This window comes from Bradyrhizobium sp. SZCCHNR1015, from assembly GCF_032489875.1.
Lineage (GTDB): Bacteria > Pseudomonadota > Alphaproteobacteria > Rhizobiales > Xanthobacteraceae > Bradyrhizobium.
Genome location: NZ_JAUEYW010000002.1, coordinates 402,124 through 415,637, shown reverse-complemented (window position 1 = coordinate 415,637; position 13,514 = coordinate 402,124). Strand labels below are relative to the sequence as shown.

The 13,514-nt window shown below is 67.3% G+C and carries 12 protein-coding genes; 4 read left to right on the top strand and 8 right to left on the bottom strand.

Annotated elements, in window-relative coordinates; all coding sequences use genetic code 11:
* Positions 1–61: 61 nt before the first annotated feature.
* The 3 genes from garD (at position 62) to QX128_RS05595 (ending at position 3,465) form a co-directional block, all read left to right on the top strand.
* Positions 62–1,600 carry a galactarate dehydratase gene (garD, locus tag QX128_RS05605; protein WP_315802005.1) on the top strand — a complete coding sequence of 513 codons (1,539 nt, stop codon included), beginning with the start codon at positions 62–64 and terminating at the stop codon, positions 1,598–1,600.
* Between the two features lie 180 nt (positions 1,601–1,780).
* Entirely contained in the window at positions 1,781–2,575 is a 795-nt protein-coding gene (locus tag QX128_RS05600; protein WP_316183165.1) for a class II aldolase/adducin family protein, read from the top strand.
* Between the two features lie 311 nt (positions 2,576–2,886).
* A complete protein-coding gene (locus QX128_RS05595) occupies positions 2,887–3,465 on the top strand; it encodes a hypothetical protein (protein WP_315802003.1) in 579 nt (192 codons plus the stop codon).
* Positions 3,466–4,207: 742 nt separating this feature from the next.
* Here QX128_RS05595 and QX128_RS05590 read toward each other — a convergent pair.
* Positions 4,208–5,656, bottom strand: a complete 1,449-nt coding sequence (locus tag QX128_RS05590) for a PLP-dependent aminotransferase family protein (RefSeq protein ID WP_316236884.1) — start codon at positions 5,654–5,656, stop codon at positions 4,208–4,210.
* A 64-nt stretch (positions 5,657–5,720) separates the two neighbouring features.
* Between QX128_RS05590 and QX128_RS05585 the strand changes: the two genes are divergently transcribed.
* On the top strand, positions 5,721–6,446 hold the full coding sequence (locus QX128_RS05585) for a pyridoxamine 5'-phosphate oxidase family protein (RefSeq protein ID WP_316236883.1): 726 nt from the start codon (positions 5,721–5,723) through the stop codon (positions 6,444–6,446).
* A gap of 330 nt (positions 6,447–6,776) precedes the next feature.
* Here the strand turns inward: QX128_RS05585 and QX128_RS05580 are convergent, their stop codons facing one another.
* Genes QX128_RS05580 through QX128_RS05550 form a run of 7 tightly spaced genes read right to left on the bottom strand, consistent with a single transcriptional unit; the run spans position 6,777 to position 13,367 of the window.
* A complete protein-coding gene (locus tag QX128_RS05580) occupies positions 6,777–7,823 on the bottom strand; it encodes an ABC transporter substrate-binding protein (protein WP_316236882.1) in 1,047 nt (348 codons plus the stop codon).
* A complete protein-coding gene (locus QX128_RS05575) occupies positions 7,820–8,992 on the bottom strand; it encodes an FAD-dependent oxidoreductase (protein WP_315801999.1) in 1,173 nt (390 codons plus the stop codon). Before QX128_RS05575 ends, QX128_RS05580 begins: the two co-directional genes overlap by 4 nt.
* Complete coding sequence (locus QX128_RS05570) at positions 8,976–10,370, bottom strand: FAD/NAD(P)-binding oxidoreductase (protein ID WP_316236881.1); 1,395 nt, start codon at positions 10,368–10,370, stop codon at positions 8,976–8,978. The genes QX128_RS05575 and QX128_RS05570 overlap by 17 nt, the downstream gene beginning before the upstream one ends.
* Complete coding sequence (locus QX128_RS05565) at positions 10,363–10,656, bottom strand: (2Fe-2S)-binding protein (protein ID WP_316236880.1); 294 nt, start codon at positions 10,654–10,656, stop codon at positions 10,363–10,365. The genes QX128_RS05570 and QX128_RS05565 overlap by 8 nt, the downstream gene beginning before the upstream one ends.
* 4 nt (positions 10,657–10,660) lie before the next feature.
* Complete coding sequence (locus QX128_RS05560; RefSeq protein WP_316236879.1) at positions 10,661–11,455, bottom strand: ABC transporter permease; 795 nt, start codon at positions 11,453–11,455, stop codon at positions 10,661–10,663.
* 5 nt (positions 11,456–11,460) lie between these two features.
* A complete protein-coding gene (locus QX128_RS05555; protein ID WP_316236878.1) occupies positions 11,461–12,315 on the bottom strand; it encodes an ABC transporter permease in 855 nt (284 codons plus the stop codon).
* The gene (locus QX128_RS05550; protein ID WP_316236877.1) at positions 12,312–13,367 is read right to left on the bottom strand and encodes an ABC transporter ATP-binding protein; all 1,056 of its coding nucleotides are present in this window, start codon (positions 13,365–13,367) and stop codon (positions 12,312–12,314) included. Before QX128_RS05550 ends, QX128_RS05555 begins: the two co-directional genes overlap by 4 nt.
* Between the last annotated feature and the right edge of the window lie 147 nt (positions 13,368–13,514).

Genomic DNA, 13,514 nt, shown 5'->3' with positions numbered 1-13,514 from the left:
AAGACGAAAGACGGTGGGCACGCTTCGCTTTGCCCACCTTACGGAGCACAACGGAGCCAGCATGAACCAGCAGGTCGTGACCCAGGAGCCCCGCACCATCAAGCTCAACGCGCGCGACAACGTCGCGATCGTGGTGAACGATTTCGGCCTGCCTGCCGGCACCAAGCTGCCCGACGGCCTGACGCTGAAGACCTTCGTCCCGCAGGGCCACAAGACCGCGCTGGTCGACATCGCGCAAGGCGCGCCGATCGTCCGCTACGGCGAGATCATCGGCACTGCGAAATCGCCGATCGGAGCCGGAGAATGGGTCGACGAAGCGCGCATCGATATGCCGGAGGCTCCTGCCCTCGACAAGCTGGAGATTTCGACCGCCGTCCCGGCGCCGCTGCCGCCGCTCGACGGCTACACCTTCGAAGGCTATCGCAACGCCGACGGCTCGGTCGGCACCCGCAACGTGCTCGGCATCTCGACCTCGGTCCAATGCGTCAAGGGTACGCTCGAATTCGCGATCAAGCGCATCAAGAGCGAGCTGCTGCCGAAGTACCCAAATGTCGATGACGTCGTCGCGCTCACCCACGCCTATGGCTGCGGCGTCGCGATCACGGCGCCAGATGCCGTGGTGCCGATCCGAACCCTGCAGAACCTCGCACTGAACCCGAATTTTGGCGGCGAGATCCTGGTCGTCGGCCTCGGCTGCGAGAAGCTCGCGCCGGAGCGGCTGCTGCCGGAGGGCACGGAAGACTCCATCGTGCGCATGCAGGACGAAGCCTTCGACGGCTTCGGCGCCATCGTGGACGCCATCATGACCCAGGCCGACCGTCGCCTCGCCGAGCTCAACAAGCGCAAGCGCGAGACCTGCCCGGCGTCCGATCTCGTGATCGGCCTGCAATGCGGCGGCAGCGACGCGTTCTCCGGCGTAACCGCCAATCCCGCCGTCGGCTTCGCCGCCGACCTGCTGGTGCGCGCCGGCGCGACCGTGATGTTCTCGGAAGTCACGGAAGTCCGCGATGCCATCCAGCTGCTCACCCGCCGCGCCATCAACGAGGAGGTCGGCCGCGCGCTGATCCGCGAGATGGACTGGTACGACTCCTATCTCGCCCGCGGTGGCGCCGATCGCAGCGCCAACACCACGCCCGGCAACAAGAAGGGCGGCCTCGCCAACATCGTCGAGAAGTCGCTGGGCTCGATCGTGAAGTCGGGCTCCGGTCCGATCCATGGCGTGCTGGCGCCGGGCGAGAAGGCCAAGCAGAAGGGCATGCTGTTCGCCGCGACGCCGGCGAGCGACTTCATCTGCGGCACCTTGCAGCTCGCCTCCGGCATGACCCTCCAGGTCTTCACCACCGGCCGCGGCACGCCTTACGGCCTTGCCGCCGCCCCAGTCATCAAGGTCGCGACCCGCAGCGAGCTCGCGCGGCGCTGGAAAGACCTCATCGACTTCGATGCCGGCCGCATCGCCACCGGCGAGATGACCATCGAGGAGACCGGCTGGGAGCTGTTCAAGCTGATCCTCGACGTCGCCTCCGGCCGCACCAAGCCATGGTCGGACCGCTGGGGCATCCACAACGATCTGACGCTGTTCAATCCGGCTCCGGTGACCTGAGGGAGCAACATCGCTCATCCTGATATGGCGATGATTTCGCTCAGACCTGTCCCCGTCATTGCGAGCAGAGCGAAGCAATCCAGAGTCCCGCCTACTATTCTGGATTGCTTCGCTTCGCTCGCAATGACGCGTATGTTGAAGCGACGAGCCTGGATCACGCAGGCCGGGAGGGAAAATCAGATGTCGAGCTTCAGCCGCTTTGCCGTCCTTGCGGTCACCGCCCTTCTTCTCTCCGCCACCCCCTCCCGCGCCGACGACTCCATCCCCGGCGTGCCGCGCGAGCTGCTCGAGGACATCGCGACCGGCAGCCGCATCCTCGCCGATCTCGGCGTCGTCGATGCCTTCGGCCATGTCAGCGCGCGCAGTCCCGCCAATCCGCACCACTTCCTGATGGCACGCTCGATCGCGCCGGCGCAGGTGACGGCCAACGACATCATGGAGTTCGACGAGAATGGCGAGCCGGTCGATGCGAAGAACCGTGCGGTGTTCCTCGAACGCTTCATCCATGCCGAGATCTACAAGGCCCGTCCGGACGTCAACGCCGTCGTGCACACCCATTCGCCGGGCGTCGTGCCGTTCAGCGTCAGCCATACACCCTTGAAGCCGCTGTATCACAACGCCGCCTTCCTCGGCGACGGCGCGCCGGTGTGGGACATCGGCAAGGAGTTCGGCGCCACCGACATGCTGGTGCGCAACAATGCGATCGGCAAATCGCTCGCATCCGCGCTCGGCGACAAGTCCGTGGTGCTGATGCGCGGCCATGGTGACGTCACCGTCGGTCCTGCGGTCAAGGCCGCCGTGTTCCGCGCCTATTACACCGACGTGAATGCGAAGCTGCAGGCGCAGGCACTCGGGCTCGGCTCCGAGGTGACGTATCTCAGCGCCGAGGAGGCTGCCAAGGCCGATGGCGTCAACATGGTGATCATGGATCGTGCCTGGGCGCTTTGGAAGCAGAAGGTGCAGTCGGCGAAGTAGTCCTGGAGGTTGAAGATCATTTCACCGCAGCGGTGCCCCGGAATCCTGTGACGCGTTGGGCCACGACGTGACAATGTCATCGGTTTCTCCCTGTCGTTGTTGTGTTGGGCCGTTCGTCCGGCCGTATCGATCCCATGGGGCCTGCGCCCGGAACTTTGCGGTATCGAACGACCACCGGCGCGGTTCAGCGTCGGGCTCTGCACGGGTGCGATCGGAGGTGCACAGCGCTGCTTCCGACCTCTTTTTGCCGCAAAGCTGACACATCGCTTGACCTCTCGCGCCGTCCCGATTCCTCCAGGCTCTCCCCGCGGATGCCCCTGCATTTTCCTCGCCTCGCCGTCCTTGCGCTCGCGCTCTCCCTGGGGACGCCATGTCTGGCTCAGCAGCCGATGCCGGTGGCGGGCGCGCCGGAGGACCGGCCCGACATCGATCTCTATGCGCTGATGTCCGGCACCTGCCGCACCGCGAAGGTCGATGGCCGCGAATATTCGTGCAAGACGGTGGCGTTCTTTCACAGCGAGAAGGGACGCGCTCATTTCACCGTCGCGCTCGACGATCCCGCTGACGAGAATCACATCATCGCGTTCTCCGGCGTCAATGGCCGCAGGTCTATTCAGAACGTCTACGAATTGCCGATCGACCGCATGCTGCTGAACTCCAAGCATCGTCCGAAGGTCGATGGCATTCCGGTGCCGGCCACGAAGAGCTCGGCCGGCGTGTGCCGTCAGGTCGGCAATTTCGCGATGCTCAAGGTCACCAGCGTGACCTGCTCCGCCAAGGACGACAGCGGCCGCGCCTATGAGCTGGTGTTCGTCTCCGACGGCACGCCCATCACCTTGCGCCGGGTGCGCCAGACGATGACGAACGCCGAGCACAATCCGTATGAATGAGCGCGTCGCGATTGCGGCGACCGCGCGCATCCGCGTCGCCTGACGCGCATCTGCTCCAATCCGCATCTCGAACAGCCATGAACATGAGGGCGCGTTAACATGAGGGCGCGTTCTCGCGGCAGATGATGCCCGAGGCTTACGATCCATCTCGCCCCTTCGAAGTGCAAAGGGCGCAGGGAATGCCGGGTGAAGGCCCCACCCATGGCCCGCCTGCGAAAAAAATGCAGGCGGCAGGTACCACAGGCAAAGCCGTACACTCCGGCATTCCCTGCGCGACGGTCTTCACGCTTATACGCAGTCTCCCTGGTGCGCCGGGCTTGTTGGCCACCATCCCTGGCGCAATGCGCTTAGCATTACGCCAGGTTGACACCAGCGTCGGGGTGTCAGGACCCTGCGACTTCACGTCCGCAGCCTCGCCGTTCGTCCACGCATCCAAAGACACGTTGCGGCTTGATCGCGGCCATCGCATCCCCGCCTCGCGTGTCGTGACGATCGCGCGCAACGCCCCTCTGCGGTGAGGCGGGATGCGCAACCAAAGCATGATTTTCGAAAAAACGAAAGCGGAAAATGCGAACGCGCGATCAGGCATCGAGAGGCCGTTGAACGGATTGAACAAAATTACGACGGCTTGTTGCGCGCAACCGCTGGCGGCGGCCTCTGCACAGGCGCGCAGACGTTCAGAGCGGGGCTGATTTGCCCGACGTGCCGGCTCGGCCACACCCGTAACATCGACAAGCGACGCTCAGCGCGGGCGCGCAACCGCGCCCAGGAGATCCTGTGCAGCGCGCCCGAGCCGCCTGGCGGCGTCGGCGAGATCCTTCGCCGCAAAGCCCGAATAGCCCAGGATGAAACCGTCAGGCCCGCGCTGGACGATCCGCGCATCCGACAACAGCCGGCACTCGATGCCGGCGCGGTCGCGGATCAGTCTTGCCGTGCCCTTCGGTGCTGCGGGCGGCAAGGTCGCCAGCAGATGCAATCCTTGCGAGGGCGCGGCCAGTTGCAGACTGCCTTTGCCGTGTCTGGCCAGCGCTTCGGCGACGACATCGCGCGCCTGGCGGTAGCGCGGGCGCATCCGCCGCATGTGGGCCGCGAGCACGCCGTCGGCCATCAGGTCGGCCAGCGCGTCCTGCATGAAGGCCGGGGGAAACCGGTCCTGCGCCGCGCGCGCCGCGACCACCCGCGCGACCAGCGCCGGCGGCACCACGAGATAGCCGAGCCGCAGTCCCGCGAACAGCGTCTTGCCGAAGGTGCCGAGATAGATCACGCGCTCGCCGCCGATGCCGGCCAACGCCGTCAGCGGCGGACCTGCAAAGCGGTACTCGCTGTCGTAGTCGTCCTCGAAGATGTAGGCGTCCGCCCTGCGCGCCCAGTCGAGCAGCGCGATGCGCCGCGCCATGCTCATCGCAACGCCGGTCGGAAACTGATGCGATGGCGTCACGTAGGCAGCCTTGGCCGCCATGTACGCCGCCTCCCCCGAGCTCACGATAATGCCTTCATCATCGACCGGCACCGGGACCAGCTTCGCGCCGGTCGTGCTCAACGTATAGCGAGAAGCGACGTAGCCGGGGTCCTCGAACCAGACGGGATCGCCGGGCGCAAGCAGCGCGTCGATGCACAGCCGCAGGCCGTGCTGGGTGCCGCTCACGATCAGGATGCAGCTTGGGTCGCAGCGGACGCCGCGATTGGCCGCAAGATAGTGCGCGACCTCGGTGCGCAGATGCAGGCTGCCGCGCGGATCGCCATAGCCGAGCTCATCGGGCGCGGCGTTGGCGATGCGGCGCCGGCTGGCCGCGGCGAGCCGCCGCAACAGGACGGGATCGACCAGCGTGCAGCCGAGCGCGAACGGCCGGCGCGGCGGAATGCGGATGTCCAGCTCGGCGACCGGTGCGGCGACCTGCGGCGCGGGCAGCCGTGCCGCCACATAGGTGCCGGCGCCGTGGCGCGCCTCGACCAGGCCATCCGACAGCAGCGCCTCATAGGCCGCGACGATCGCGTTGCGGCGGACGCCGAGCTGCTCGGCGAGCCCGCGCGTCGACGGCAGACGCAGGCCGGGCGCGAGCAGCCCGTCGACGATGCCGGTCCGCAACGCGCCATGCACCTGCTGCGACTGGCTGCGGATGCTGCGGTCGAGCCGGATCGGCAGCGCCAGCACGTCGTCGCGGCGTCGCGAAGTGGTTGGTCGCTTTCGCATCGAAGTGGAACTCCCGGCAACCACTTTGCCATGGCATGACTGCGGCGGAAACAGGAGACTGACGATGTCCGAGCAACAGATGCCGAGCTATCCCGTCGACGACACCAACCGGGTCAAGCGGCGGCATCAGCGCGCCCACTACGATCATGCGACGGTCCATGCCGTGCTCGATTCCGCAACGCTGTGCCACGTATCCTATGTCATCGACGGCCAGCCCTATTGCACGCCGACGCTGTTCTGGCGCGAGGGAACGACGCTGTATTGGCATGGCTCGAGCGCGAGCCGGATGCTGCGCAACCAATCCGAGGGACAGCCGGCCTGTCTCACCGTCACCCATCTCGACGCGCTGGTGCTGGCGCGCAGCGCCTTCCACCATTCCGCCGACTACCGCTCGGTGATGGCGTTCGGCCATGCCCGGCTGATCGAGGATCAGGCGGAGAAGGAGCGCGCGCTGGTGATGATGGTCGACCGCCTGTTTCCCGGCCGTACGGCGAGCCTGCGCCAGACCACCGAGCAGGAGCTCAAGGCGACAGCGGTCGTCACCATGGAGATCGAGAAGGCATCGGCGAAGATCCGCGCCGCGGGTGTCATCGATGACGAGGAGGATTATGCGCTGCCGATCTATGCCGAGCGCATTCCGGTCCACACCCTGATCGGCTCGCCGGAGCCCGATGGCCGATTGCTAGAGGGCGTCACCCGTCCCGCAACGCTGTCAGGTTTCAGCTCTGGGCGGCGGCTGGATGAGGCGCTGACGGAGGCGTATGCAGCGAGCTATCCGGCGGGTAGTTAAGATAACGGAAGTGTAGGGTGGGCAAAGGCGCGTCCCAGCGCCGCGTTTGTTGCTGGCTAGCGATCGCGCCGTGCCCACCCTACGGCCCGATCAGATCAGTCAGGGCTACGCTGCCCAATGAAGTGCCCTCTCCCCTTGTGGGAGAGGGCATCGGCGGCCTATCCGCATACGCGTTTGGGTGAGGGGTTCTCTCAACGAACGATGCTCGTGGACAAATACCCCTCACCCAACCGTGATTGGAGCACCGTCCAAAATGCCCTCTCCCACAAGGGGAGAGGGCACATTCACGAGCACCGCGTGCCAAGCGTTACTACTACGCTTCAACGCGCCTTACCGCTCGATCATCCTGTTCCAGCGCGTGTTCCATTCGGGGCGCTTGGCGTTGATGACGTCCCAGTCGAGCGTGATCGCGCTCTTCATGTAGGTATGAAACGTCGCGAGCTTCTGCTCGGCTGCCGGGGTGGTCGCCTTCGCGGTCGTGTTGGATGGAACGATGTTGCCGGCCGCCAGCGCCTTGGACTGTGCCTCCGGTGACAACAAATAAGCCGCCAGCTTCTGTGCCAGCTCGGCTTCGGAGTTGTTGGCGATGACGCATTCGGCGACCATCAGCACGACCGAGCCCTCCTTCGGCTGCGCATACTCGACCGCGATGCCCTTCTCCTTCAAGGTCGATACCGCCGTCGGCGTCAGCGGGAAGATCGCGGCCTCGCCGGTCTGCACCATCTCGGAGATCTTGGCCGAGTTCGGGATGTATTCGAGCACGTTCTTGCCGATCGACTCCGCAAACGCCTTGAAACCCGGCTCGACATTGGCCTCGCTGCCGCCGTTGATGCGGTTGAACATCAGGAAGGCGTGCAGGCCGAAGGTCGAGACCGAGGCCGACTGGAACACGACCTTGTCCTTGAATTTCGGATCGGCGAGATCGAGCCACGAGCTCGGCGCCGCCCAGCCCTTCTCGTCGAACAGCTTCTTGTTGTAGGCTAAGCCCGTCATGCCGATGTCGATGCCGGCGGCGATGTCGTCCTTGAGCCGTGCGAACGGCTCGAGCTGCGCCAGGCCATCGCTCGGCTTCAGCTTCTCGCACAGGCCGAGACCGGCGGCGCGGATCATCACGCCGTCGTCGAGAAACATCACGTGCATCTGCGGCTTGTCCTTGGCCGCAATCGCCTTGGCGAGAATCTCCGAGGAGGTGCCGGGCACGACGACGATCTTGACGTCATTCGCCTTCTCGAAGTCCGGAAACACGGCCTGCGTATAGGTGCGCTCGAAATTGCCGCCGTTCATACCGACATAGAGCGTCTTGGTTTCAGCATGCGCGGCTGATGTGGCGAGCATCAGCGCGAGGGCTGGGCCGAGCGCGGCGCGAGCATCAATCATGGCGAGGTCTCCTTCGATCCTGTCGTCATTGCTGCTTGAGATGCATCGCCCGGCTGCGATGCGGGTGGGAAACGTGTGATCGCGAAGGCGCCGATCGGCGTCGAGGTCTCGCCGTCGCGCACCAGCTCGGCCAGGACCTCGCCGACACCCGGCGCGATCTGGAAACCGGCGCCGGAGAAGCCGAAGGCGTGGATCAGGCCCGGCGTCGTCGCGCTCGGCCCGATCACCGGATTGCGGTCGGGCATCGTTGCCTCGGTGCCGCTCCAGAACCGGATCGCCTGGGCGTGGCGCAGTGGACCGAACAGCCCGCTCGCCCGTTGCATGATGGCGAGCACGCCGTCGCTGCGGGGACGCGAAAAATCGGGGTCGGCGAGCGGCGCAGCGCGCTCGCCGCCGACGACGACGTTGCCGCGGGCAACCTGCCGCGCGTAGATGCCGCCGCCCTCGATGCCGATGTTGACGCCGAGAAACGGATCGAGCGGCTCGGTCACGATCATCGAGGGATAGGTGCGCTCCAGCGGCACCGGCTCGCCGAATGCGGCGGCAAAGCCGTCGGCCCATGCGCCGGCGCTGTTGACGACGGTGCGCGCCTTGATGGCGACGTCGCCGGCTTCCAGCGCAAACCCCTCGAACGTCCGGGTGGCGCCCGTGACCTCCGTGGTCTCCAGCACCTCGGCACCGGCGCGACGCGCCGCTGCGGCGAAGGCGGTGGCGACCAGCCGCGGATTGGCGTGGCCGTCGCCGGGACAGAACGAGCCGCCGACGACGTCGCCGCTGATGCCGAAGCGCTCGCGCAACTGGTTGTGACCAACCAGCTCGAGACCGAGTCCGAACGGGGCGACATCGGCGGCGTAGCGTTCCAGGCTCGCCAAGTCCTCAGCGCTCCGCGCGAGCTTGAGATGGCCGGAGCGCACGAACTCGCCGTCGATGCCGATCAGCGCCTCGAGCCGCGGCCAGATCGCGTGGGATCGCTGCGACAGCGGCAGTTGCTCGGACGGGCGTCCCTGCCGGCGCACGCCGCCGTAGTTCACGCCGCTCGCCTGCGCGCCACAAAAACCCTTGTCGAGCAGCGTGACGGAGAGGCCCATGCCGCGCAAGGCGAGCGCGGCAGCGCTGCCGACCAGCCCGCCGCCGATGATCGCGACATCGCTGTCAATGCGCCGCGTCATGCTGCCTCTCGTCGGCGGACAGGCCGGCAGCCAGCGGGATCGGCTTGATCGGCGCCTGCGCGCGCAGCCGGCCGACAGCGCCGATGTCGCGGCGCGTCTGCGCAGCCAACAGCTCCGCGGCGGCCGCGCCGCACATGCGGCCCTGGCAGCGGCCCATGCCGATGCGCGTCACCGCCTTCAGGCGATTGATCTCGGTCAGCGAGAAATCGCTGATCGCGCGCCGCGCCTCGCCGGCATCGATCTCCTCGCAGCGGCACAGCAGCGTGTCATCGGCGATATCGCCCACCCAATGCGACGGATAAGGAAACGCGGCCTCCAGCCCGTCGCGCAGGCGATCGATCGTCGCAAGCCTGCGCTCGAGCGCGGCAGCCCGCGCGGCATCATGCGGCAGGCCGCGATCCTCCAGCAATGCGAGCGCAGCGCGCTCGCCGGCGGCCTCGGCGGCATCAGCGCCGGCGATGCGGGCGCCGTCGCCGGCAAGGTACACGCCCGCGACGCTGCTGCGGCCACTGGCGTCGCGCACCGGCAGATGCGCGCGGTCGCGCGCATCGAAGCGGAAGGCGCAGCCGGCGAGATCGGCCGCCTGGGTTTCCGAGCGCAGATTGAGGCCGTAGCCGACGCCGTCGCAGGCGATCGCGTGCTCCCGCCCGCCGGCGTGATAGGCGATGCGGGCCACCCTGCCCTCGCCCTCGATCCGCACCCGGGACACGCCGAACCGCACGCGCGTGCCGCGCAGCGTCAATTCCGCGGCCATGCGCACCCCACGCAGCACGATGCCGGGGGCCAGCGGCAGCGCGCGCAGCAGATTGAGCTTCGCCGACAACGGCGCCACGTCGAGCACGGCGGCGACGTCGACACCGGCCTTCATGTACTGCCACGCCACCAGATAGAGCAGCGGGCCGGAGCCGGCGAACACCACGCGCCGGCCGATCGCGCAGCCCTGCGCCTTCAGCGCGATCTGCGCGCCGCCGAGCGTGAACACGCCGGGCAAGGTCCAGCCGGGGATCGGCAGCACGCGATCGGCGGCGCCGGTCGCGAGGATCAGTCCATCATAACTGATGCGATGGCTGATGCCGTCGCGGAGAATGTCGGCCGCGCCGTCGCGCAGATTCCATAGCAGCGCATTCGGCCGGTAGTCGATCGCAGGGCCGAGCGCCGCGAAATCGCGATGCAGTCGCACGGCCTTCGCCGCCTCCGAGCCGTAGCGCGCGGTGGCATCCCGACCATCAGGACAGAGCGGCTGGCGATAGATCTGGCCGCCGCAGGCGTGGCCTTCGTCGATCACGACCGGCCGCAGGCCGGCGGCGACCAATGTCGTCGCGGCGCGGATGCCGGCCGGGCCGGCGCCGACGATCAGGGGCGGCGCGCGCTCAGCCATGGCTGCGTCCCCGCTGCGTGACGATGTGCATGCCCGCGGCGAGTTCCGTCGTGCAGGCGCGCAGCCGCTCGCCGCTCGCGAGCTGCACCCAGCAATCCTGGCAGGCGCCCATCTGGCAGAAGCCGGCCCGCGGCGCGGCGGAAAACTCGCTGTGGCGCAGCCGTTCGACATGACAGAGTACCGCCGTCAGCACGGTGTCGCCGGCGCGGCCGTCGCAGGGCACGCCATCGATCGTGAAGGAGATGACGGCGCTGTCGTTGCGGACGAGGCGATGCAGCAGCGGCATGGTGTCAGCCCTGTCCGACGAGGATCTTGTCGAGACCGAAGATGCGGTCGAGCAGCAGCATCGCCGCCGCCGTCACCGCGATCATCAGCGCCGACACCGCGGCCATCATCGGATCGATCGATTCGGTCGCGTACATGTACATGCGCACCGGCAGGGTGACGGTGGCGGGCGAGGTGATGAAGATCGACATCGTGAGCTCGTCGAAGGAGTTGATGAAGGCAAGCAGCCAGCCGCCGGTGATGCCAGGCAGGATCATCGGCACGGTGATGCGGCGGAACACGATCCAGCCGGAGGCGCCGAGCGTGACCGCCGCCTGCTCTGCGCTGCGGTCGAGGCCGGACAGCGCCGCCAGCACGAGGCGCAGCACATAGGGCGTGACGACGACGATGTGGCCCGCCGTCAGCCAGACGAGGCTGCCGGTGGCGCCGAGCAGCGCGAACAGCCGGAGCAGCGCGACGCCGAGGACGAGATGCGGGATCATCAGCGGCGACAGGAACAGCGCGTTCAGCGCTGCGCGGCCGCGGAAGTCGTAGCGGTCGAGCGCGAGGCCGGCGGCGACCGCGAGCACGACCGCGATCGTCGCGGCTGTCGCCGCCACCCACAGGCTGTTGAGGAAGGAGGCGACGAAATCCGGATGCGCGAACACGGCCGCGAACCAGCGCAGCGAGACCTGCGTCGTCGGCAGGGTCAAGGTGTTGGCCGGCGTGAACGCGACGAGGCCAATCACGATCAGCGGCGCCAGCACGAAGCCGACGACGCAGGCGTGGAAGATCAGCGCGATCGGACCATTGTGGCGCATGCCGCTCACCCCAACGCCCGCCGGGCGCGCGCCTCGACGACCTGCTGATAGGCCAGCATGATGACGAGGTTGATGGCCAGCACCAGGATGGCGATGGCCGCGCCCAGCGGCCAGTTCAGCTCGTGCATGTATTCGTCATAGACCAGCGTCGCCGCCATCTTCAGCCGGCGGCCGCCGAGCAGCGCGGGGATCGCGAAGGCGGACGCGGAGAGGCCGAACACGACCAGGCTGCCGGATAGCAACCCCATCGTCACCTGCGGCAGCACCACGCGGCGCAGCGCCGTAAAGCGCGAGGCACCGAGCGTCCAGGCCGCGGCCTCGACCATCGGATCGAGCTTCTGCAGCGAGGTCCAGACCGGGATGACCATGAACGGCAGCATCACATGCACCAGCGCGATGACGATCGCGGTCTCGGTGTAGAGGATCCTCACGGTGCCGAGCCCGAGCGCGCGGAACGCCTCGTTCACCAGGCCGGTGGGACCGAGCAGCATGCTCCAGCCGAAGGCGCGCACCACGACCGAGACCAGCAGCGGGCCGATGATCGCAAGCAGAAACACCGAGCGCCAGGGCTCGCGCATGCGCGCCAGGATGTAGGCCTCGGGCGCGCCGATCAATGCGCAGATCAAGGTCGTGAGTGCGGCGAGCCGCAGGGTGCGCCAGAAGATGGTGATGAAGTAGCTGTCGGAGAGGATGGCGAGGTAGTGCGCCAACGTGGTCTCGTCCTTGACGCCGGTCGCGGCGTCATAGACGTGGAACGATAGCGCCAGTGTGAGCGCCAGCGGCACGACCACCAATGCGGTGAACAGCAGCGCGCCCGGCGCCGTCAGCAGCCATGGTGTCACATGGGCGCGCGTGCTCATGCCGGTGGCGCTCCGTCCGGCTTCGCCGCGCGCGCACCGGCGCGGCTCCAGGCGAGGCCGACCTGATCGCCCTCGCGCGCCGGCTCCTCGCCCGCATTGGGCAGGGAGACGCCGATCACTCCGGCGAGCGTCTCCACGGTGAAGAACCAGGCGCTGCCAAGGAAGAAGCGCGCCTGGATGCGGCCATCGAGCACGCCGGCGCCAGGCGCGGTGAGATTGATCTTCTCCGGCCGGATCGCCAGCACGGCGGCTGCGCCGTCCGCGAGGCCTGCGGCCTCGCACGGCAGCACGCGCCCGCCGATCTCGACGCCGCCATTGCGCCAGATGCCGGACAGCCGGTTCATCTTGCCGACGAACGAGGAGATGAAGGGTGTCGCAGGATGTTCGTACAATCGATAGGGCGCATCGACCTGCATGATGCGGCCCTGCTCCATGACCACGACGCGATCGCTCATCGACAGCGCCTCGCCCTGGTCATGGGTCACCATGATGGTGGTGGTGCCGACGCGCTGCTGGATGCCGCGCAGCTCGAACTGCATCTCCTCGCGCAGCTTGGCGTCGAGGTTCGACAAGGGCTCGTCGAGCAGCAGCACCGGCGGATCGATGACGAGCGCGCGCGCCACCGCGACGCGCTGACGCTGGCCGCCGGAGAGCTGGCGCGGATAGCGGTCGGCGAGCGATGCGAGCTGCACCAGCGCCAGCACCTGGCTCACGCGCACGTCGCGCTCGGCCCTGGCGACCTTGCGCATCTCCAATCCGAAAGAGACGTTCTGCGCCACCGTCATGTGCGGAAACAGCGCGTAGCTCTGGAACACGATGCCGAGGCCGCGGCGGTCGGGCTTCTCATGGGTGATGTCGCGACCGTCGAGCGTGATGCGGCCCGAGGTCGGCTCGACCAGGCCGGCGATCATCTGGAGCGTCGTCGTCTTGCCGCAGCCGGAGGGGCCGAGCAGCGCGATGAACTCGCCCTTGGCGACGCTGAGGCTGACATCGCTGACCGCAGCGACATCGCCGTAGCGCCTGGTGAGACCATCCAGCGTCAGGAAACCCATGCGTCCTCGCGCGGGAAGCTCCCTTCGCCATCAGCAGGGATTGCCGCCCTGGGAATCTTTCATGCCGGCGGGCCATGCAGACGGTCAATCGTGAATTCCGATATCCTGAATTTATCTTTCTGGAATTCTAATATATGAAATCTATAC